21 protein-coding genes are annotated in these 22,088 nt (G+C 33.2%); 4 read left to right on the top strand and 17 right to left on the bottom strand.

What is annotated here, in order from left to right; genetic code table 11:
* The first annotated feature begins 50 nt into the window (after nt 1-50).
* The gene (gene upp, locus B8963_RS09325; RefSeq protein WP_084061235.1) at nt 51-704 is read left to right on the top strand and encodes a uracil phosphoribosyltransferase; all 654 of its coding nucleotides are present in this window, start codon (nt 51-53) and stop codon (nt 702-704) included.
* On the opposite strand, the gene B8963_RS09320 is transcribed toward upp, so the two are convergent.
* Both B8963_RS09320 and B8963_RS09315 read right to left on the bottom strand, forming a co-directional pair.
* Entirely contained in the window at nt 701-1,411 is a 711-nt protein-coding gene (locus B8963_RS09320; RefSeq protein WP_084061234.1) for a ribonuclease activity regulator RraA, read from the bottom strand. The genes upp and B8963_RS09320 overlap by 4 nt on opposite strands.
* 16 nt (nt 1,412-1,427) lie before the next feature.
* The gene (locus tag B8963_RS09315; RefSeq protein ID WP_084061233.1) at nt 1,428-2,411 is read right to left on the bottom strand and encodes a sugar phosphate isomerase/epimerase family protein; all 984 of its coding nucleotides are present in this window, start codon (nt 2,409-2,411) and stop codon (nt 1,428-1,430) included.
* Between the two features lie 144 nt (nt 2,412-2,555).
* On the opposite strand from B8963_RS09315, the gene B8963_RS09310 reads away from it, so the two are divergent.
* On the top strand, nt 2,556-3,830 hold the full coding sequence (locus B8963_RS09310) for an Nramp family divalent metal transporter (RefSeq protein WP_084061232.1): 1,275 nt from the start codon (nt 2,556-2,558) through the stop codon (nt 3,828-3,830).
* Nucleotides 3,831-3,931: 101 nt separating this feature from the next.
* Here B8963_RS09310 and B8963_RS09305 read toward each other — a convergent pair whose 3' ends face one another.
* The 15 genes from B8963_RS09305 to B8963_RS09240 form a co-directional block, all read right to left on the bottom strand.
* Nucleotides 3,932-4,468 (bottom strand): GNAT family N-acetyltransferase, encoded by a 537-nt coding sequence (locus tag B8963_RS09305; RefSeq protein ID WP_084061231.1) that lies wholly within the window; start codon nt 4,466-4,468, stop codon nt 3,932-3,934.
* Between the two features lie 139 nt (nt 4,469-4,607).
* On the bottom strand, nt 4,608-5,027 hold the full coding sequence (locus tag B8963_RS09300) for a DUF3995 domain-containing protein (RefSeq protein WP_084061230.1): 420 nt from the start codon (nt 5,025-5,027) through the stop codon (nt 4,608-4,610).
* Nucleotides 5,028-5,104: 77 nt separating this feature from the next.
* Complete coding sequence (locus B8963_RS16090) at nt 5,105-5,491, bottom strand: hypothetical protein (RefSeq protein WP_234989646.1); 387 nt, start codon at nt 5,489-5,491, stop codon at nt 5,105-5,107.
* Between the two features lie 180 nt (nt 5,492-5,671).
* On the bottom strand, nt 5,672-6,865 hold the full coding sequence (locus B8963_RS09295) for an FAD/NAD(P)-binding protein (protein WP_234989645.1): 1,194 nt from the start codon (nt 6,863-6,865) through the stop codon (nt 5,672-5,674).
* A 201-nt stretch (nt 6,866-7,066) separates the two neighbouring features.
* A complete protein-coding gene (locus B8963_RS09290; RefSeq protein ID WP_234989644.1) occupies nt 7,067-7,468 on the bottom strand; it encodes a nuclear transport factor 2 family protein in 402 nt (133 codons plus the stop codon).
* Between the two features lie 42 nt (nt 7,469-7,510).
* On the bottom strand, nt 7,511-10,777 hold the full coding sequence (locus tag B8963_RS09285; protein ID WP_084061228.1) for a S41 family peptidase: 3,267 nt from the start codon (nt 10,775-10,777) through the stop codon (nt 7,511-7,513).
* A 204-nt stretch (nt 10,778-10,981) separates the two neighbouring features.
* Nucleotides 10,982-11,533 (bottom strand): PepSY-associated TM helix domain-containing protein, encoded by a 552-nt coding sequence (locus B8963_RS09280; protein ID WP_084061227.1) that lies wholly within the window; start codon nt 11,531-11,533, stop codon nt 10,982-10,984.
* A 3-nt stretch (nt 11,534-11,536) separates the two neighbouring features.
* Nucleotides 11,537-13,894: a TonB-dependent receptor gene (locus tag B8963_RS09275; RefSeq protein ID WP_084061226.1), complete on the bottom strand. Its 2,358-nt coding sequence runs from the start codon at nt 13,892-13,894 to the stop codon at nt 11,537-11,539.
* Nucleotides 13,895-14,153: 259 nt separating this feature from the next.
* On the bottom strand, nt 14,154-14,387 hold the full coding sequence (locus B8963_RS09270) for a GTP-binding protein LepA (RefSeq protein ID WP_084061225.1): 234 nt from the start codon (nt 14,385-14,387) through the stop codon (nt 14,154-14,156).
* 171 nt (nt 14,388-14,558) lie between these two features.
* Nucleotides 14,559-15,890: a DUF58 domain-containing protein gene (locus B8963_RS09265; protein ID WP_084061224.1), complete on the bottom strand. Its 1,332-nt coding sequence runs from the start codon at nt 15,888-15,890 to the stop codon at nt 14,559-14,561.
* Between the two features lie 50 nt (nt 15,891-15,940).
* The gene (locus tag B8963_RS09260) at nt 15,941-16,939 is read right to left on the bottom strand and encodes an AAA family ATPase (RefSeq protein ID WP_084061223.1); all 999 of its coding nucleotides are present in this window, start codon (nt 16,937-16,939) and stop codon (nt 15,941-15,943) included.
* Nucleotides 16,929-18,143, bottom strand: coding sequence for a DUF4350 domain-containing protein (locus tag B8963_RS09255; protein ID WP_084061222.1), 1,215 nt, complete (start codon nt 18,141-18,143; stop codon nt 16,929-16,931). The genes B8963_RS09260 and B8963_RS09255 overlap by 11 nt, the downstream gene beginning before the upstream one ends.
* Nucleotides 18,136-18,876: a DUF4129 domain-containing protein gene (locus tag B8963_RS09250; protein WP_084061221.1), complete on the bottom strand. Its 741-nt coding sequence runs from the start codon at nt 18,874-18,876 to the stop codon at nt 18,136-18,138. The genes B8963_RS09255 and B8963_RS09250 overlap by 8 nt, the downstream gene beginning before the upstream one ends.
* A gap of 4 nt (nt 18,877-18,880) precedes the next feature.
* Nucleotides 18,881-19,768: a hypothetical protein gene (locus tag B8963_RS09245; RefSeq protein WP_084061220.1), complete on the bottom strand. Its 888-nt coding sequence runs from the start codon at nt 19,766-19,768 to the stop codon at nt 18,881-18,883.
* Nucleotides 19,761-20,726: a stage II sporulation protein M gene (locus B8963_RS09240; RefSeq protein WP_084061219.1), complete on the bottom strand. Its 966-nt coding sequence runs from the start codon at nt 20,724-20,726 to the stop codon at nt 19,761-19,763. Before B8963_RS09240 ends, B8963_RS09245 begins: the two co-directional genes overlap by 8 nt.
* Nucleotides 20,727-20,758: 32 nt before the next feature.
* On the opposite strand from B8963_RS09240, the gene B8963_RS09235 reads away from it, so the two are divergent.
* Entirely contained in the window at nt 20,759-21,472 is a 714-nt protein-coding gene (locus tag B8963_RS09235; RefSeq protein ID WP_084061218.1) for an RDD family protein, read from the top strand.
* A gap of 5 nt (nt 21,473-21,477) precedes the next feature.
* Nucleotides 21,478-22,083: a trimeric intracellular cation channel family protein gene (locus tag B8963_RS09230; protein ID WP_084061217.1), complete on the top strand. Its 606-nt coding sequence runs from the start codon at nt 21,478-21,480 to the stop codon at nt 22,081-22,083.
* Nucleotides 22,084-22,088 lie beyond the last annotated feature (5 nt).

The following is a 22,088-nucleotide window of genomic DNA, read 5'->3' as shown; positions in this document are numbered from 1 at the left end:
TGTTTTATTTCACTTTATAAAAGCTTAATTTTAGACCAAACTAAGCTTTTATGATAATCCATAACTTTGAGCAACAGAATTCTATATTAAACAAATTCATAGCCGAATTAAGAGATACTACTATTCAAAAAGACAGTATGCGCTTTCGGAAAAATATAGAACGAGTGGGAGAGGTGCTGAGTTATGAATTAAGTAAAAGTTTGCAATACCAAGAACATTCTATTACAACTCCTTTAGGAGAAAAAGCAATACCATTAGCAGCTTCAGATATTGTTATTTGTTCAATTTTGAGAGCTGGGCTGCCTTTTCATCAAGGAATACTTAATTATTTTGATGACGCTGAAAACGGCTTTATTTCAGCCTATCGTCATCATGAAAACAACTCAGATGATTTTGAAGTAATAGTTAATTATTTTGCTGCGCCTAACTTAGAAGGAAAAACTTTATTATTGGTGGATCCAATGCTTGCCACTGGTAGAACTTTAGAGAATGTTTTAAAGGGATTAAAAGATCATGGTACTCCAAAACAAATCCATATTGTTTCGGTAATTGGTTCTACAGAAGGTGTTGACTATGTGGATGCAGTTTTTCCTAAAACCACCCATTTATGGATTGCGGCTGTAGACGAAAAACTAAATACGAAAGGCTATATTGTCCCTGGATTAGGCGATGCCGGCGATTTGGCTTATGGGCAGAAACTCTAGGCTTTTTTCCATGCTTCAAATTCTGCTCTAATGTCGTCATTGGTAAGTGGATATAATCCTATAATTTGATGTCCAGCATTAACTTTTTCTAAAACAAAGTTTTCAAACAGTGTCATTTGTACAGCTTCTTCGGCTACAGAATCTGCAATGTTAGCTGGTATTACCATGACACCATCATCATCACCCAAAATTATATCACCAGGAAAAACAGCTACATCACCACAAGCAATAGGATCATTTATAGCAATAGCTTGATGCAGTGTTAAATTGGTTGGAGCCGACGGCATTTGATGAAAGGATGGCATAGCCAATGCCGCAATTTCGGCAGAATCGCGAAAACCGCCATCGGTAACTAAACCTGCTACACCACGTACCATTAAACGAGTGGCAAGTATAGAACCTGCAGAGGCAGCTCGAGCGTTTTTTCTGCTATCTATTACCAATACACTTCCTTTAGGGCATTCTTCAACGGCTACTCGTTGCAAATGTTTTGGATCTTGAAACACCGTAATCGGATTTAAATCTTCGCGTGCCGGAATGTAGCGCAAAGTATAGGCTTCACCCACCATGGTTGGTTTACCTTTTTGCAAAGGAGTTACTCCTTGTATAAACTGATTTTTTAACCCTCGTTTAAAGAGTATTGTCGCTACCGTAGCTGTACTAATAGATTTAAATTTTTCTCTCGTTTCTTTGGATAGTTTGGTCATGGGTATTTTTAATTTACTATGCTTGTTCCCAAGCAGTTTGTAGATAAGTAAGATCTTTTTTTATGCGTTTTATAACTTCATTTTTAGCTATAGTTATGGTGATTTCTCCAGTTTCTGCACCTCCTAAATCATGCTCACAATGTAATGAAATCGCTGGATTGGTAATACCCATTTTTTTGAGAAGCGAAAAGTAGCGTTTAAAATCTACCATTCCTTCGCCTAAAGGCACGTTCAGCGGTTTCCATTTTCCGTTTTCTTGTCCCCATTTAAAATCTTTTATCACAATGGTTCTGATGTGTGGTTGAATCAAATTAAGACCTAATTCCCAACATGTTCCACCTTCTACTACGGCATGGCGAATATCATATTGAGCACCTAAATATTCTGGATCGCAATCGGAGAGTATTTGCTGTATATCCCATATGGGAGCACCTACATGCATTCCCGCATGGTTTTGATAGACTCCAGTTATTCCAGCTCTTTTATTTAAGGCTTCTAATTTAGAAAACAGCATTTTATAATGAAGTATGCTTTCTGGAATGGACATAGTATCAGGATATGTTAGCCATCCCATACGATAATTTTTAAATCCTAATTGGCTGGCAGTATTTACAATAGCTATGCTATTTTGGTCTTTGGAATCTAAAACGTTTGTAGTAATCATTTCTGGTGATAAACCATAAGTTTTCATAGCTGCAACCACTTTTGGTAAATCAGTTTCCACATTCTCAGGGAGTACATGCCCCTTGTCCCTTACCGTAACATCTAAGCCACTAAAACCCATTTCTGCTGCGGTTTTAGCCATTTCGGTGTATTCCAAAAATTGTAAATGTTTCGAAAAAAGATGTACGTTAAGTGGCTGTATGGCCACTTTCTTAGTTGTTTTAGGTAAATTATGAAAACCGAACAATGGAATGGAAGCTAAACCAAGAGCGGATAGCTTCATGAATTGTTGGCGCGTGTATTGGTTGCTGGATTGATCTTCGTCTGTTTTTTTCATAGAAAACTATTCTTTATGGTGCTAAAACTTGCATATATCAATAATATACTTATTTTTGGTAAACCAATCTGGATAACCAATTTAAGTATTTATTCTTAAAGTCACCCTAGAATTTAAGAAAATAATTCGTTTAAAATCAATCTTATGGATCAACCAAAGCAAAAAACTTCATTGATTAAAAAAATTATTGCACTTGTTTTAGCCTTTGGCCCTGGGATTTTTGCCATTGGATATACTATTGGCACAGGTAGTGTTACTTCTATGATTGTGGCAGGTAGTACCTATGGTATGCAATTGCTTTGGGTGTTATTGCTTAGTTGTGTTTTTTCGGGTGTTCTAATGTATGCTTATGGTAATTATGCTTTGGTAACAGGAGAAACAGCTCTTTTTGCATTTAAAAAACATTTAAAATGGGGGAAGCTAATAGCCATATTAATCATCTTAGGTATTTCTTTTGGTCAATGGAATTCATTAATGGGAATTCTGGGTATTTCAGCAAATATTATTTATGAAATAATCGTCATATACTTTCCAAATTTATCAGGTAATAGATATGAAGTAGTTTTAGTGGTAGCAATACTGGTTATTGCTATTATGTACGGTTTACTCTTAGTTGGAAAATACACATTTTTTGAAAAGATTTTAGTGATATTCGTTACCATTATGGGGCTATCATTTATAATTTCATTATTTATGGTATATCCTTTACCTATTGACGTGGCCAAAGGATTAATTCCTAGTATTCCCAAAGTAGAAGGTGGTAAAATGATGGTAGCTGCCTTTGTTGGTACCACCATGGCTGCAGCTACTTTTTTATCAAGACCATTATTTGTTAAAGGAAAAGGATGGGATATAAGCAATTTAAAGCAACAGAAGAAAGATGCAATTATTGCTGCCACACTTGTTTTTATTATCAGCGCATCGGTTATGTCAGTAGCTTGTGGTGCTTTATTTCATCAAGGGCAACCGGTGACAAAAGTTTTAGATATGGTAAATACTTTAGAGCCAGTTGCAGGTAAATTTGCATTAACCTTATTTTTCTTTGGAACCTTAAGTGCTGGTTTGTCTTCTATATTTCCGTGTTTGTTGATTGCCCCAATACTTTTGGCGGATTACCAATCTGGGGAATTAGATACGTCTTCTAAACAGTTTAAAATAATCACTGCTATTGCTTGTTGCTTTGCGCTAATAGTTCCTATTTTTGGTGCTAATCCCATACAAATGCAAATACTCTCACAGGTATTTAACGTTTTTGTATTGCCTCTGGTTATTTTAGGGATAATACTTTTAGTCAATAATGCCAAATTAATGAAAACTTACAAAGCAGGTATTTGGCTTAATATAGGTTTGGGAGCAGCGTTATTCTTTTCTCTTGTAATCTCTTACAATGGAATCGTAGCACTGTTCGACTTTTTCTAGTCTTTCAAATAATATAAATCACCATATTTCATTTTATTTAGCCTATAGTTTGAGGCAATAGATGTAGGAAACAGCCATAAATGGTACAATTATGAATAATTCTATAGGTCTTTAGCCATTCTATACATGCCTTTCATGTTGTCTAGCATATAGTCTATTTCAAGTTTAAATTTTGATACTCTTTTAAAACCCATATGCTCATAAAAATCAATTGCGGTTTGTTGCATTTCCATGGCTTCTAGCCATAATACAGTTTTTATATTGGATTTATAATTTGCTTCAAGCCAACAAATAAGTTTTTTGCCGATCCCTTTTCCATGTAAGTTGGAGTCTATATAGATACGATGTAGTTTAATTGCATTCTTTGCTGTAAAACCTTCTAGGGGTTCGTTGGTCAAGAATCTTAGAATGCCTACCTCAGTGTTCTTAAATTTTATAAAGTAATAGCTGGAGTTAGGATTGCTTAATTCTTTTTTTAAATTCTCTTTAGAATATTGAGAATCTAAATACCAAGTGCCATTGTCTGGCCAATAGTGTGCATATACGGGAGGATATATTCTGGACATAAGTTCAAATAATGTTTTTTGATCTTTTAATTGTATAGTTATTAGACTTATGTCTTCAGAAATTTGGTGCATTGTTTTTTGAATTTGTCTCAAATCACATTAATTGTTAAAATGTTAAGTTAACGCTTAATATATATTATTTACTAATGAATTTAGCACATTAATTTAACTTTTTAGTAGTGATAATTTGTTTGATTATATACGTGATTTTCTAGTAGTACAATTGTATAAAAATTCCAAAAACTGCTATAGTAAGGCATAGCGGGGTAAATAATTTGGTGTCTATTTTTCCGAAAGCTGTTTTCCGAATCTTTTTGAAAACACCAACATATTTAAAATCACCAACTGCTCGCAAAAGAAATAATATAGGAATTATCCATCCTCCATATTTTAGTATCCATTCAGGTAAATTATACTGCAATATTCCAGATTTAAAGGCATAAAACAATGCAAATGTTGTTAACCCAATAGCCACTATAGCACTATCTATTTTTTTTGGATTTAATACTCTTTCACCATTTTCATTTGTAGGTAATGATGCAGCAAAACCAAATGTACCACCAATAACCCAATTGAAATGTATAAGGGCAAGTACTAGAAATATACCACTTAATATTACTGATAAAATCATTTTTTTTATTTTTTTCTCTTATTAGTATTCCGCTTTAACACTATAGTTTGCCTTAGGAATACCTTAAAATTATGTTTTTATAACTCAGTATTATTTAACCAGCGCTTATGATTTGATGCCGATTTTTTAGCCCATTGGCGCGGGCGCGGGCCAAAACACTCTAGTATGGCATCAACACCAATAACGGTGCCTTTGGCCAACCTGCCAAGAAGAGCTATGGGAATAGTGTTGTTTTTGTTTTTTGAGATTAAATAAGCATTCTCATCAGTTGCAACGCCTAAATCATCTTGAACAACTTTTATTAGATCATCTTCAAGCATATTTTTTATAAGTGCCGATTTCACCTTTTTTATTTTTGGCGCATCTAAAACCGAATCAATCATCATTGTTGTTGTAATTGTATGATCTGAGGAATGAAATTCCCATCCTTTAGATTTTAAATTAATAGTAGGATCATTGATCATTGTTAAATTCAAGATGCCTACGTCTGCTAGTGCAACTAATTGTTGTATACTTTCTACTGGAGGCCCGTAGGAATATCGTTTTGTAGATTCATCTAAACCAATTATTTCTGCAAAGACTTTATCCGAACATTCATTAAAAGATAATTGCTTGTATATAGACGGTTGGCAATGGCGCCATACTTAGCCTATACAATAATCTAAACTTATTTCTTTTTTACCCGTAGCCATATCAATGAAATTTTTCATTCTTTGAGCCACTGGAAGTTTTTTAGAAGTGATAAGAAAATGCTCCACATTCTGGTCTTCCAACCATTCGATAATTAGTTTTTCTATATCAGATTTTAATAGTTGTTTAGTGTCAATAGTGTTCGGTAAGTTTGTGTAAATAGTTGCTGCAATCTTTGCAAATGATGTCAACAGAAAACTATAATTTTTCGCTGATTTTTGAATCTTTCTATTGCCGATTTGCTCTTCAAAAGTTAAGATAGAAGCTTCAGATGGTGTAAAACGACCATCAATTTTCGCATTTAGAGGTTTAGGAACAGGGGGCATTCCATCTAGGGAAAAAGGAACGAATATATCTTTTAAATTTTCATTGGATTTATAGACGCATAATTTTGTAGCATTATCTATTATTGTAAATGTGCCAAACTTTTCAGCTATTGCTCTTACAACATCTATCATTGCTAATCCAAATCCTCGGATGCCAATACTACTTTTGTGATTTAGATTTTTATGATGCAAATAACTAGTCACTGGATAAGGCGACTTAAATAATTTGAGATTTTCTTTATTCTTGACAAATTTTTCCCATTCCAATATCTGTTTGGATAGTTCTGTTGGTTGATGTCCAATAGTTAATAAAACTTCATCACATTCTGTTTGGTTATTTGCCTTGGTAATAATTTTTATTTTTTTATTCGGCATCCACTGAATTTCTTCTACTAATTCTTTATAAAGTGAAACTATGCCTAGTTGTTGTAAAGGTTCAATTAGCGATTGAAATCGTTGCGACAAATACGCTCCAATCTGTGCTCGAGGCGGATAGGTATCTGCTTCATCTACACTTATTACATTAAAATCTTTCTGAATCCATTCGTGATAAGAAGGAAATGATTCTATTTGTAAAGTATTGGTTTGTATTACCTCTCGTTTATTTAAGACTAAAACTCTTTCTGTAATATTGATCCAATTGGAAGTATTTTGATTTAATATATAAACAGGGCCGTTTCCAAAATTTCCTGTGGCTTCGTAAAGAAAAATATGGATATTAGACAGACTATTATTTTCGGCTAATTCTGTAATGAAGCGTTCAACGGCATAGCCACCTCTGGGTCCAATGCCAATTATAGCTATGTTTCTTAAGTTTGTCATTTTACTTGTTCGGCTTATAGGTTTTTATACCAATAATAAACTTTTTTTGGGTAATGAGCATACTATTAACTACAAGAATTATAGCCACAATGGTTTTTAATAAATCTTACAGCTATACCCTCCAAAGGTATTTTATGATAGCTGTATTTACTGAATTTTAAATGACATACCTAATTGTATTTATTCTTTAATGAAAATTAATTATTTTTCAGCATCTGCCAATTTCTTAGTATCAACATATTGTTGAAAAGCAATTATTTTTGCATCCTCATTTAATGTCCATAAATGGGCAGCTTGAGCATTATACGCTTTTCCAGTTGCTTTTACTTTAGCATCATATCGCAGAGTAGCTAATACCATATTATTACTCATGTTGTGGGTTTTTACATCCTGTAATCCAAAGTAGTCATGATTAGCACCAAGTCGTTCAAATACGCCTTCTAATATTGCATCAGGTCCATTGTATGGATTGCCATCTGCAAGCGAATTACTCTCGGCTTCATTCCATTGGATTTGAGGATCCATTAAACCCAGTACCGTAGGTATGTCACCAGTTGAAAAAGCCTTGTACAATGAGTCAATAATTTGAACGTTTTGTTGCATTGCCATGATTTTTATTTTTACGGATTAATAATAAAAATTTCACTACCTATTTTTTATTGGGTAGGGAGGTGTTGTCACTTCTTTAGCCGGATTCTCTTTTAATTGTTTTAATACTATTTCAATGGCTTTTTCTAATTGTGGGTCATGACCTTTTATAACTAATTCGGGCAATTGTTCTACCGCTATATCAGGAGCAACACCTTCGTTTTCTACACGAAAACCATCTTCTGTATAAAAAGCAACGTTAGGTGCAGAAACAATACCACCGTCTATAAATTCTGGATACCCTAAAACACCTACAAGACCACCCCATGTAGTTTTACCAACAATGGTTCCTAATTTAAATTTGCGAAACATCCATGGCAAGTAATCACCTCCGGAGCCCGCAGTTTCATCTATTAACATCACTTTTGGTCCTTGTATAGATGCACTCGGAGACTTTAAATCTTTACCATATCTAAAGTTCCAATGGGCTTGTTCAGGTCGCTTTAAAATATCGATATAATAATCAGCTAAAGATCCACCACCATTAAAACGTTCATCTATAATGATTGCTTTTTTATTGGCTTGTGGATAAAAATAACGTTTAAAGTATTCAAACCCAGCAACCGATGTATTTGGAACATAGACATAGGCAACTTCACCATTGGTAGCCTCATGTACTTTTTTCATATTCCCTTCTACCCAATCTCGATTGCGAATGGCCCATTCTGTATCTAAAGGAGTCACTTTATAGGTTCTGGCATTACTTCCGTCTGCATTTGCACTCACCTTTAAATCGGTTAAGGTATTGGCTGTGTTTTCAAAAAAGCTATATAAATTATCGGAACCAAATACATTTTTGCCATTAACAGCTATAATATAATCTCCTTCGGCAACAGCAACGCCGGGTTCTGTTAGCGGAGAACGTAAATCTGGAGTCCAATTTAGGCCTCCGTAAATTTTTGTTATTTGATAACGATTGTTATTCACTTTATAATCCGCACCTAATAATCCACCCGAAATTTCTTTGGGTTTGTGTAAATCATCACCACGATATTCAAAACGATGATGGCCAACCGCAAGCTCACTAAACATCCATTGCATTACTCTGTACAGATCATCTTTGGTGTTCGCTTGTGCGATTAGTGGTTGGTACTTACTTTTCATTGCTTTCCAATCTACACCATGCATACCTGGATCGTAAAAATAATCACGGTTTACGCGCCATGCTTCATTAAAAATATTGCTCCACTCATCTTTCGGATTTATTTTTATAGAAATGGCTGCAAGATTTAAAGGACCATCTTCAGACTTTTTTCCAATATCTGAAACAAACCAAGCTCCGCCAGCACTATACATCATTTTTTCGCCACCACCTGCAATTTCAAAATTGTTTAGTGCAAATAATTCTTCCGCCTCTCTTTTCTCAAAAGTAAATTTGAACAGCTTTGAATCTTCTGCATGGAATGATGATGATAAATAATACAATTCACCTTCTTTTACACTTTTTAGATTGCTATACACACCAGGTTTAATAGGTAGAGCCACCATTCTATTTTGAATGCCATTCCAATCTATTTTTAGTGTTTTTGAAACAGGAATATCGGCTTTTTTCTTTTTAGAAGTATCTTTTTCAATATTTTCATCAGTTTTATCCTTAGGCTTTTCTTCGTCATTAGCTTTTCTCAGTGGAGAAATTACATCTTTCTGTAGCGTAATCATATAGATTGATGTAGTAAGCTCATTATCTATATTAGACTGGTCGAACCAATTTACTAATGGCCCTGCATCGGTAGAAGCAGTTAGATAAATGTATTTTCCACTTGGGTCAAAAACTGGGTTGGTTACATTAGAAAGTCCATCAGTAAGTTCATAAGATTTATTTTCTGATACGGAATACAAGAAGGCCTTTTCAAAATTGGTATCGCTTATTTTCGTATAGGCAATCCAATTAGAATCAAAAGACCAATCGCTAAATAAATCACGAAGATCACCAGGAATAAAAAGAATGTCCTGAGCAATTTTTGTTGTTTTTTTTGTGGCTATATCGGTTACATATAAATTACGGCCATTGTCCACATAACATACTTTTTTACTATCGGGAGACCAATGCATATTTCCATAGAAACCTGTGCCTTCTAACGTAATGCTAGCTACAGTACCGTTTTCGTTATTTCGTATATGTAAATTATATTCACCAGAAGCATCAGATAAATAAGCAATGTATTTGCTATCCGGCGACCAAGAAGGGAATTTCTCATGAACACCTGTAGTCTGAGTTAAATTGACAACATCACCTTTTTTTGCGGGAATACTTACAATTTCACCTCTAAAATCTACAACTACTCGTGCACCAGTTGGTGAAATATTGGCGGATCTAACATATTCTTCACCGGAAACAAAACGTTCTCGCAAATCTAAAATATCAGTGGTAATATTTAGGGTAAGTTTTTTATCATTACCGGTTACGGCATCGTAAATATGCAAAACACCTTCATTTTCATAAATGATTTCGTTTTTAAAAGCCTTGATATTCGCAACAGGAAAATCTGAATAATTGGTTAGTTTCTTTATGTTTTTTGAGTTTACATTGTAACTGTATAAATTAAATTCACCATCTCGATCACTTCTAAAGTAGACATCATCACCCATAAATTGTGGTTGCGTATCATTACTGCCATTTGCGGGTTTAGGAATTTCCGAAATTTTATGGTCCGTAGTGTTATAAATCCAAATTCTAGCTTGACTTCCTCCACGGTAATGTTTCCATTGATTAAAAGCGTCGTAAATAGTGGTATAGGCAATGTGTTGCCCATCTTTAGCATAGCTAGCCCAAAATGCATTTGGAATTGCTAATTGTGTTATAGTGCCTCCTTGAGTAGGTACCGTATAGAGTTGTAAATATCTGTTTGTGTGTGAATTTCTTTGAGATGCGAAAAGTACACTTTTACCATCGGGCGTAAAATCTCTAACATAATCATTATAAGGGTGCCAGGTTAATCTTTTTGGTATTCCACCATTAGATGGCACAATATAAACATCATAATTACCATCATATTCTGCATTAAAAGCAATCATACTCCCATCAGGAGAAAAAATAGGGTTCGATTCTATGCCATGATCAATGGTTAAGCGGTTAGGGTTGCTACCATCTTTATTAGCCACCCAGAGGTCTTGAGCATAGATAAAAGCAATTTGAGTATTGCTCAAAGCAGGTTGTTGCATTAGTTTTGTTTCGGTCTGTGCAGACGCAGAAAAATTAAGGAGTATATGAATAGCGATGGTAAAAAGTACTAAAAAATTACCCTTATCTTTTTGGTTTTTCATTTTCGTGAAGATTTTGCGTTAAGAATCAATGGTATTACTATGTTTTAAAGGCCTTTCTATGGCATTTAGTGAATGCTAAAAAAGCATTCTGGGGGGAAGTACTGCTTAAATGTACTTAAAAAAATGGAAATTTGAGTGAAGAATTATACTAGAGTAGAAGAAATAAATAAAGGCTTGTCTATTAAAACAAGCCTTTTGAAAAGTTTATGCAACCAAAATTAGAAAGAGTAGTGGAAATATAAGACCCGCCAAGGCCAATTTCCATCCACGTTTTTTAAAGGTGTGCTTACCATGTGTTACTAATAAGGTACCTGTTACGGCAATAACAATTAGTGATATACCAAAAATATCGGAATAATAAATCCACCAATTACTCGTGTTTTTATGCAAACCCATCGTTTGACTTATAATAGGAGTTTTAATAAATTTTACTATTTCTCCTTTGCCTGTTTTAATGTCTATGGCAACTTCGGTATTTTCAAAAGCCAATCTTAATTCGCCTTTCCGGATTAATTGGCGTTTAAACTTATCTTCAATATGAAGTGTTTTTATCAAACTTTTGAGTTCAGATTCATCTAATTCACGGCCTTTGGTATTTAAGTGCACTTCAATCATTTCTGATTCTAGAGTATACTTATCCGGATGCCAAGAACTTCTATGATTCATTAGTATGCCTGAAAATGCAAAGGAAATAATTAGGCCAACATAAAAATAGCCTAGATCTCGGTGTAATGCTCTTAGTTTGTATGCTTTCATTGTTTAAAAGGTGTAGGTTAATGAACTTAAAAAGTTACGAGGAGCAATAGGATTAAGACTATTGTCGTCATGTATATTGTAGTTTAGAACATTAGTAACATTGGAAAGTTTGGCGCTAAGTGTAAATTTTTTAAATGTATAAGCTAATGTTGTGTCTAGCATAAAATAATCTGAAAGTGGAATTAATTTTCTGGTATCATTTTCTACTTGAACTCTATAATTTCTACCTGCATATCGTTCTCCAAAATACGTGCTTATGAACCCTATTTTTAGTCCGTTTAAAGCACCTGAAGAAAATGCATAGTTGGCACTGGCATTGGCAGTATGGTTTGGATTATAACGTAATAGATCACCAACAATATAAGTGTTCGTTTTAGTGTACTTTGTTTCATTAAAACTATAGCCAGCTAATAGACTTAAGTTAGATGTAGGCCTGTAGGCAATATCGATCTCCACACCTTTACTCTGTACTTCACCCACTAATTCTTTTATATTTGTATTAGAATTACCATTTTCCAAAGAAGTTTGTGCAAGGTTGCTATTTGTTATTTGGTATATGGTAACGTTGGCTAAAAGTTTACGGTTAAAAAGTTCATTTTTAATGCCAATTTCATACTGATCTATTAGAGATGGGTCTAGTGCATTTCCATTGATATCGGTTCCTGAGTTAGTCTCGAAAGAATTGGAGTAGCTCGCAAAAATTGAATTTGTTTTTGTGGGTTGTAAAATTAACCCAAAACGAGGCGTGAATGCGTCATCATAATTATTGGTAACTGCATTTGTAGTACTAGAGTAGGTAAATACTTCACTTTCGGTGTCTTGATAGGTATAACGAACGCCAGCTAATAATTTTATATAATCATTTAGACCAACTAAATCTTGAACATATAGGCCAAAACGTTGAATTGGTGCGGAGGTTAATGTATTTTGATTCATTTCAGGAATATCATTTCTAAAATTGGCATAGTCCGGGTTAAAAATATTTATGTTATCATAAGAAATGCTATTGTAGCGCAACGTTTTAGTCTTATAAATTTCAGTATCTACTCCAGTTAATAATTGATGTGTAAAAATACCTGTTTTAAACTTTCCTTTTAGATCCAGTTGTTGTAAAAGATAGTTGTCTTGCGCTTCATTTCGTTGGACACTTCTAGCCCAAGTACCATCCTCTTCGATGGTTCCACCGGAAGTGTTAGGCCTTGTATTGGTAAAAAGCTCCGTATTATAATGACGAACAGAATTGATAAAAGTAAGATTCCAGTTTTTAGCTATAGCATGATTTAAGGTGATAGTTGCTGCTGCTTGTTGAGCATCATTATAGCCCCATTTTACACCAACAAATTGTTCACGTGGCAAATCAACCAATTCATAGTTTATTATCCCTGCACCAAAATCTGGCGTTCTGCGATCTTTAATATAATCTGCCTCTACCAGTAAGGTGGTTTTGGAATTTAATTTAAAAAAAAAGGAAGGGTTAAAATAGGTAGTCTCAGAATTTACAAAATTTCTAAAACTATCCGCTGCTGCATAAGAACCATTAAAACGAAAAGCTACTTTCTTAGAATCGCCAATTGGTCCGTATACATCAAAAACTGGTTTAAATAGATTAAAACTACCAGAAGTAATTCCCATTTTACCGCCAAAATCAAAACGAGGCTTTTTTGTGATAATATTAATAACTCCTCCGGCTTCTACGTTACCAAATAAAATAGCTGCGCTACCTTTTAGTACTTCCATGCTTTCAATGCCACTTGTTTCGGTCATCATTCCACTGAAATAGCGAACACCATTTTTAAACGTATTGTTAGAACCTAAATTATAACCACGTGCAGCAATTTCTTCTTGATAACCACCTGTTGTTCCCTTGATATAAACACCGTTGGTATTTTTTAAAATATCGGTAATCGAATTTACCTGTTGGTCTTCTATGGTTTGTTGCGAAATAACTACCGCGCTTTGAGGTAAATCTAAAACCTTAATGCCTGCTTTTGTGGCATTAGGAGTTTTGTTAAAAATGCTACCTGAAACAATAATTTCTGAAAGTTTACTTGCATTCTCCTCAAGAATAATTATAGGTAAGGTGATCTTATTTTTATCTATTTTCACCATTATATCCTTTTTAAAGTAGCCAATAAATGAGATAGATATTTTATAGCTTGTTGATGCCAAACCTGTAATTGTAAATTCTCCTTCACTATTGGTAATTGCATGCTTATTGGAGTTATTTATAATTACTGTTGCGCCCTCTAAGCCTTGTTGATCGGAGTTAACTACTTTACCATGAATAGTATAAGATTCTTGTGCATAAGACCATTGAAAAAATAGGATGCAAACGAAGATGATTTGTGATATGTTTTTCATTTTTATTTAGATTGATTAAAAATAACACGACAAATCTAAAAACAAATTTAATATCTCACAAAGCTTATTTAGATTAATTAAAAATAATTATAATTTTAATTGTAATTAAATGTAAATCAATTGATTATAGCTATGTAAAATAAATTATTTTTCCTGGAATCGGAATGTGTATTGTGATATACGCAATTTTTTAAATATAAAAATGGAGGCAAAGCTGAATAAAACGAGGATCAAAAAAATTATGTAATAGTATTATTAATTACCCTCTAAAAACATCAGTTTTTTCAATAGTAATACTTAGATCGTCTATAGAAATAGGGTAATCTTTAGGGCTCGTTAAATTAAAAAAATGCAAGGATCGTTCTCGTTTTATCTTACCTGAAAGCATTTCTAAATCTATATCACCGCTTTCTTGTTGCCATGTAAAACAAGAATACTCTTCTATTTGAATAACACGATGGGTGGCTTTGTAGACGGCAATATACGTATTCATTTGGTTTGGGGAGTTTTGGAACTTATTAGGTTTTTAATATGGGGTCAAGATAAAAAAAATAGCCAAAAAACAAGGCTTATTCTTAAAAATATCGACGTAAAAGATTACAAAAAATAAGTGTTTACAATACGTGTTTTTTAGGAATTGCATTAATTTATTTGATAAATTAATCTAAAGAATACCTCTAGCCTTAATCTCTAAATACTTATTAATGGTATTTATTGTTAAATTCTCTGGTCGGGTAAGAATGGTCTGTATTCCGTATTGCTGTAATTCTTTTTGCATTAGACGTTTTTCTAAAGAAAATTTTTCAGCTATGGTTTTGTGGTAAATGCTTTGTAGATCTTCAGCATCAGAAGTAATTAAATCTTCCAATTCTGTGTTTTCAAAAAAGATGACCACCAATACGTGTTTTTTAGCAATTGCCGTTAAAAATGGAAGTTGCCTTCTTAGTGCAGAAATATGCTCAAAATTTGTGTAAAAAAGTAGCAAACTTCTATGATTTACTTTTCGTTTTATATGAGCATATAACAAACCAAAATCCGAATCGGTAAATGCGGTTGTAATGTTATAGAGCTTTTCTAAAATAGTATTCAGGTAGGTGAGTTTTTGAATAGCAGGCAAAAAAGTTTCTATTTTTTTAGAGAAAGAAATCATTCCCGTTTTGTCGTTTTTTTTCAATGCAACATTGGAAAATGCTAAAGTAGAATTTATGGCATAATCCAATAGTTTTAAGCCATTAAAAGGCATTTTCATAACACGACCTGTATCTATAATAGAATAGATGGGCTGCGATTTTTCATCTTGATACTGGTTTACCATTAACTGACTATTCTTGGCGGTTGCTTTCCAGTTTATAGTTCTAAAATCGTCACCTGGTATGTATTCTTTAATCTGTTCAAATTCTTGTGTATGCCCAATTCTACGAATTTTTTTAAGTCCAAATTCTGTAAGATTATTGCTAATAGCTAAAAAATCATACTGTTGCATTTGAATAATACTTGGGTAAACGGGCACCATTTGGTCTTTTTGAAAAACATATCTACGCTTTACAATACGTAAGGTTGTAGATACAAAAACGTTTAAGTTACCAAATACATATTCCCCTCTATCTACGGGTCTTACGGTATACTCAAAATGACGCTTTTCTCCTTTAATTAATTCAGTTACATAATTAAAATCTCTTTTTTGAAATTGAACAGGTAATTCATCAATGATGTTAATCAGTACTTTAAATGGGTAAAAACTCTGATAGTTAAGTGTTATTGGATTTAAATCGCTGTTGGATAGTTTTTTGGGAGCACTTCTATTAGCATCGATACCATTTTTAGTGGCATAGAGTAGAAAAATATCTAGAAAAAATAAAGCGAGTAAGATAAATGTTGCAACCCAAGCAATAGGGTATAATGGTTTTACCCAATACGAAATAATGAATACCGCCGCAAGAACTGCGATATACCTAAAAAATGTATTATGTATGTAAAACGATTTTAAAAATTTCATTTATTTTTTTATAACTTCTAACTTCTAACTTCTAACTTCTAACTTCTGATTTATCTTGGTATTTCAACAGACTCCATGATCATATTAATAACACTATCTGTACTCATACCTTCCATTTCTCGTTCGGGAGTTAGTATTACACGATGATTCAAAACTGGAACTAAAGCTTTTTTTACATCGTTAGGTATCACAAAATCACGCCCTTCTATGGCCGCAAAAGCCTTAGCGGCATTTAACGTAGCGATACTTGCTCTTGGTGATCCTCCTAAATATAAATGTGGATGATTACGTGTTTTGGCAATCACTTCCGCGATATAGCGTATGATTTTTTCTTCAACTACAATTTCCTGTATTTTTTGTTTGTAATCTTGTAGTTCTTTTGGAGTGAGCACCGGTTTAATAAGACCTTGAGGTTTCGTGCCCTTTCTGTCATGATGTGTTTGAATAATTTTTACTTCTTCCTCCAATGATGGATAATCCACTTTTATTTTGAACAAAAAACGGTCTAATTGCGCCTCTGGTAATGCGTAGGTGCCTTCCTGTTCAATTGGGTTTTGTGTAGCAAGTACCATAAAGGGAGCTTCCATTTTATAAGTGGTACCATCCATAGTAACTTGTATTTCTTCCATTATCTCGAACATAGCGGCTTGTGTTTTTGCAGGAGCTCTGTTTATTTCATCAATAAGCACAACATTAGAAAAAATGGGTCCTTTTTTAAACTCAAATTCTGATGTTTTAACATTAAAAATAGAGGTACCAAGAATATCGCTAGGCATTAAATCTGGTGTAAATTGAATTCGACTAAAATCTGTTTTTAGCGTTTTGGCAAACAATTTAGCAGTTACTGTTTTGGCAATACCCGGAACACCTTCAATAAGCACATGCCCATCAATTAATAGCGAAACAATTAATAATTCTATAAACTTATCTTGGCCAATTATGACCTTGGCAAGTTCTTTTTTAATTTCTTCAACTGCATTCTTTAACTCTTCTAATGGAATGCGATTATCAAAATTCAAATCGTTTGTATTGGATTCATTATTTTCCATGTGCTCTGGCTTTAAATTTTTCTATAGATGAATTGAGTTTTATTAACTCGTCATCGGTTAGTATTGTTTTATTCTTTATTGCATTAAATTGCGCAAAAAGCTTTTCTATTTCCGCTGGTTCATGATGCGATCTTGAGGCAAGATTTGTATAGAATTCAGTATCTTGAGTTTGCGTACTCATATAAAAGTGTGTGCGAATATAATCTAAGAAATAGTCTATTTTATGCATAGCTATTCCCTTGCGTTCCCCTTTTTCGTAATACATATCGGCAATGGTACGGGTAAATGCTAAAGACTGATTTATTAACGGATTTACCACAGGAACCGCACGTTGTTTACGTTTTCCTTCAAAAATAACATAAAGTAATGCTCCTATTAGAATTATGTAATAGGCCCATTTTAGCTCTTTTGTATTTAAAAAAATGTACATGGGCGAAGTATAGAACTTTTTACCACTCTTATAATAAGCATCAAAATAAATAGGGTGGCTATCATCTAAATAAGACAGTAATCCTGCCGTATAATCACTATTGTTCTCCTTTAAAATGTAGTAATTAGTGAAGGCAATAGGAAAGGTAGTTAATATAATTTTTCCTTCTCCAAATTTTTGTTGAATGATGTTTGGATGGGTTTCGAAATTAGAATCGGTATCAGAATCGTTCGAAACTTCACCAATAATAATAGTATTCAGGGTATCAATTTCGCTAAAATACATAGTACTGTAGCTTTTTTTAAACTGATACTTGGTTTTTAAATTTAGATTAGGATTCACCAATTTGTATTGAAATTGATGTTCCAATCCTTCATCACCAAACAGACTAGCCGTTTTTAAATTTAAGGTGTCTAAAAGAGGTTCTTCAAAATTGGTCGATGCAATAAATAAGGTATTTCCTTTTGCTGTCCATTCTAACAATTTATCTAATTCGGATTCCGCAAAAGAAACGGTATTATTTATAAAAACATAGGTGCTAGCATTATCGTTATTAGATTTTAAAAACGTAAAAGGAGGGTCACTAACATCGTGAATGTTTTTAAATTTCTTTTTAACTAAATCATGTAAAACAATTGTGCCATAAGGAATTTTATGATGCGAAACATACGATGGGTACCAATTAAGTTCCTTTTTCTTATTGTATTGTAAAAATAGAATAAGCGCAAGTGTTACCACACCAATAATTATATATACCGTTTGCCTTTTACGCATTTTCTATTATGTTTTTTCTAAGCGCGTTAAAAGCAAGGGCTGCTTTTTGGTACTTGGGTTCATCAATTAAAAAATCGCCATACCACACATATTCGTAGAGGCGTGTGCTAGCTTTAAAGGGTGTTTTTAGATTTTCTTTGGTGATTTCATCTAAATAATCTGAGTTGGTTTTTTGCAATTCCCAAGCAATAATATCTTTCTCACTCAATAATTTTAAAATTAATAAATACGAATAGCGAATGGCAAGTCTATAATTTTTATCAGCCACTGCTTGTTGTATTAAATCATCAATATTTTCATTCCGAATAATATTTTCTTCCTCTGATAAACCTACTGCATTTTTATTGAGTTGTGCATTTTTTAATGATTGCATATTGGCGTTGATAAAAAAACGAATCAGTAAAAACAACAATAAAAAAATTAGCAAATAGGGTAGTAGATTCAAAAAGAAAGCCAAAGGACCTTGTGCAGCATCTATCCCAAAAATCCATTCAAAAAATTTACGGATTTGATTTACCACCCACGCCCAAATTTCATCAAGAATACTAGGTTCTTTTACCTGCTCTTCATAATTATAATCTGGATTGTCTCGATAGCTTTGTAAATCATTATTGCTTATTTTTTTTATTTCTAATGGTGCCTCATCATACTGCACTTCAAGAGAATCTTGTTGCGCAATACAAGGCATTTGAACAAAGAAAACAAAAGAAAAAATAAGCAAAAATCTAAGCATATACTTAATTATCTAGATCTCTTCCTAATTTTTTAATACGCTCAAAAGTACCTTCGTTATTTTTAATTTCATTTAAATTAAAATAGATTAAGGCAATGGCAACTAAGGAAATTATATTCAAAATAAACTGAGCAAGGGTAGATATTAAATTAAGAATTATATATACTGGATCTACAAAATTTCCGAAATTTTCAGCATCCATGGCTCCTGAGAAAATACCCATTTTAGCATATTGATAGATAATGGCTGGCAAACCAAAGGCATAAGTGGCAATGGTGACAATAATACCCACCACGAAGATGGTAGCAAAGGTGATCCACCAATGATCTTTAACGAGATCAAAACTATATCCAAAGGCATCTGTAACATTGCGTTTGGAGAAAACCATAATGGCAAAACTTAATGATAATGGAACGTATAAAAATATTCCTGGAATACAGCACATGATAAAGCCGATACCAACCGAAAGTCCTACGATTATACCTAGCCCAATAAAGTTCCAGAAATTTTTATAGGCATTACTTCTAATTTCTTCAAAATTAATAACTCCGTTATTCTCTGAGTATGATTTTATATAATACAAGGTAACGGCTTGAGACATAACATAACTTGCTAACCCAGAAAAGATTAAAACAATTAAGGCTAGAATAAAATAAAGACTCGAAAACGCTTCAAAAGGATTGCTAGCAGAATTTACATCAAAATTTAAGAACTGGCTAAAGCTCGAAAAATAGAATCCATAACTTATTAGAAATACTAAAATATACGGCCCTACAATTTTTAGAAAAGTGTTAAAGAAAGGTTTAAATTCTACTCTTAAAAAAGCGAAAGTATCTGATAATATATCTCCTAATTCTCTTTTTTTCTTTAACTCAATGTATTGGTTACTCATGGGTGGTTGCTTTTTTATGTAATTGTTTTGGATATATAACGTAATAAAATAAAATTAATGCTAAGGAGCTCGAGATAATAAAAATGGCTAACCAATCGGGCATTTCGGTATGCCGTGTTACAAAACCTTCTAGAAACCCTGCCATTATAAAAAATGGGATAGTGCTCACTACTATTTTTAAACCATTACGAACACCTCTTTTAAATGATTCTAATCTGGTATAGGTACCAGGGAAAAGTAATCCGTTGGCTAAAACAAGACCAGCGCAACCGGCTATAATAATAACTGAAATTTCTATCGTGCCATGAATCCAAATGGTACGCACGGACTCCCATCCTAATCCTTTTTCAAAGAAAAAATATTGAAAACTACCCAGCATTAATCCATTTTGCATAAGAATAAAAAGTGTGCCAATACCTAATAATATACCGTAAATAAACGCCATTAAAGCAACTTTAATGTTGTTTATAGTGATACCTAAAAACATATTAAACTCTCCCATTTCTTTATAAACTTTCATGGGGTCATTATTCTCTATGTTATCTAGTGTCATATTTACATAGCCGTCTCCTAAAATAGCTCGTACAAAATCGCCTTCATTCGCTGATGAAAATGCTCCTACGGCAGCAAAAAAAAGAAAGATCAAAAAAGCAATCAATAACTCTCTTTGGTGCTTGTAAAACATAGTTGGAAATTCGGTTTTCCAAAAACTTACAATACGATTCTTAGATTCTCGTTTAGTCTTATAAATTTGCCGGTGTGCTTGCGCAGCAAGAGCATTTAAGAATATTTCGGTATTACTTTTAGGGTAGAATGTTTTGGCATAACTTAAATGATCTGTTATTTCAATATAAAGGTCGGAAAGTTCATCAGGATTTATTTCTGTTTTCTTTGCCAGGACACTTTCAAAAGTAGCCCATTTATCTTTATTTTGCTTAACGAAAGCTGCCTCGCGCATTAACCTTAGGATTTATCCAAAGAAACTAAAATATGGAACAATTTCAAATAGAAACCGCTCAAAATATTAGCATTAGTCAAAATACAGCTCATTTAGGTGATCGTATGCTGGCTTATCTAATAGATAGCCTAATTATTACGGTATATATTATTGCAGTGATAATGGCTTTGGTAGCTTTAGATGTTGATGTGCGTGATATGTGGGCATTGTATCTTTTAATGTCTTTACCTGCTTTCTTGTATTACCTTTTATTAGAAACTTTTAATAATGGGAAAACTATTGGAAAAAGTGCCATGAAAATACGTGTAGTAAAATTAGATGGTTCTAATCCTAATTTTGCGAGTTATTTTGTGCGTTGGATATTGAGAATTTTAGATGTATCATTAACCTCTGGAGGAGTTGCCGTTTTGACAATTTTAATAAAAGGAAATGGGCAGCGTGTAGGTGATATTGCTGCCGGAACTACTGTAATTAGCGAGAAACAAAGAATTACCTTAAGACAGACTATTTTACGAGAAATACCAGATGATTACAAGCCCAAATTTCCGCAAGTAACCATTTTTGGTGATAGCGAAATGCAAACTATAAAAACTATGTACGATCAAGCTAAAAGAAATGGCGATCATAATGTAGTGGTAAAACTGAGCGAACGAATTAAAGAAGTAACCGGAATATCTACAGATTTAATGGCCATTGAGTTTGTAGACACTGTAATAAAAGATTATAATTATTATACACAGCAATAAACCTTATGTTCTACTTAATTATTGATATTTTAGGGACTATTGCTTTTGCCATTTCTGGTGTTATGGTTGCTATGGACAAAAAGCTAGATTTGTTTGGAGTTTTTATCATTGCATTTGTTACATCAGTTGGTGGTGGTACATTACGAGATTTACTTATTGGTAATACTCCCGTAGCTTGGTTAAAAGACCCCACTTTTTTAATTACAATTTTAAGCGCTGTAGTTATTGCTATTGTTTTTAGAAACAAACTTAAATACCTCCGCAAATCTCTTTTTTTATTCGATACTATTGGTATTGGATTGTATACTATGGTTGGAATACAAAAAGGATTATTAATAGGTCTTTCGCCAATAATGTGTATAGGTTTAGGAACTATTACAGCAAGTTTTGGAGGAGTTATTCGTGATATTCTGTGCAATGAAATTCCTGTAATTTTTAGAAAAGAAATTTACGCGACTGCTTGTATTCTAGGTGGTGTGGGTTATTTTTTATTACGAAAATTACCGATTACTGATGCCTATCCGTATGTTGGTGGAATTATAATTGTAATAGGAATTAGACTTTTAGCCGTTTGGTTTAAAATTGCTTTACCTAGTATTTATAAAAACTGATTTAG

Origin of the sequence: Cellulophaga tyrosinoxydans, from assembly GCF_900176415.1 — a bacterium.
Taxonomy (GTDB): Bacteria; Bacteroidota; Bacteroidia; order Flavobacteriales; family Flavobacteriaceae; genus Cellulophaga; species Cellulophaga tyrosinoxydans.
The sequence above is the reverse complement of the archived record's forward strand: the minus strand, read 5'-3'. Positions and strand labels throughout refer to the sequence as shown.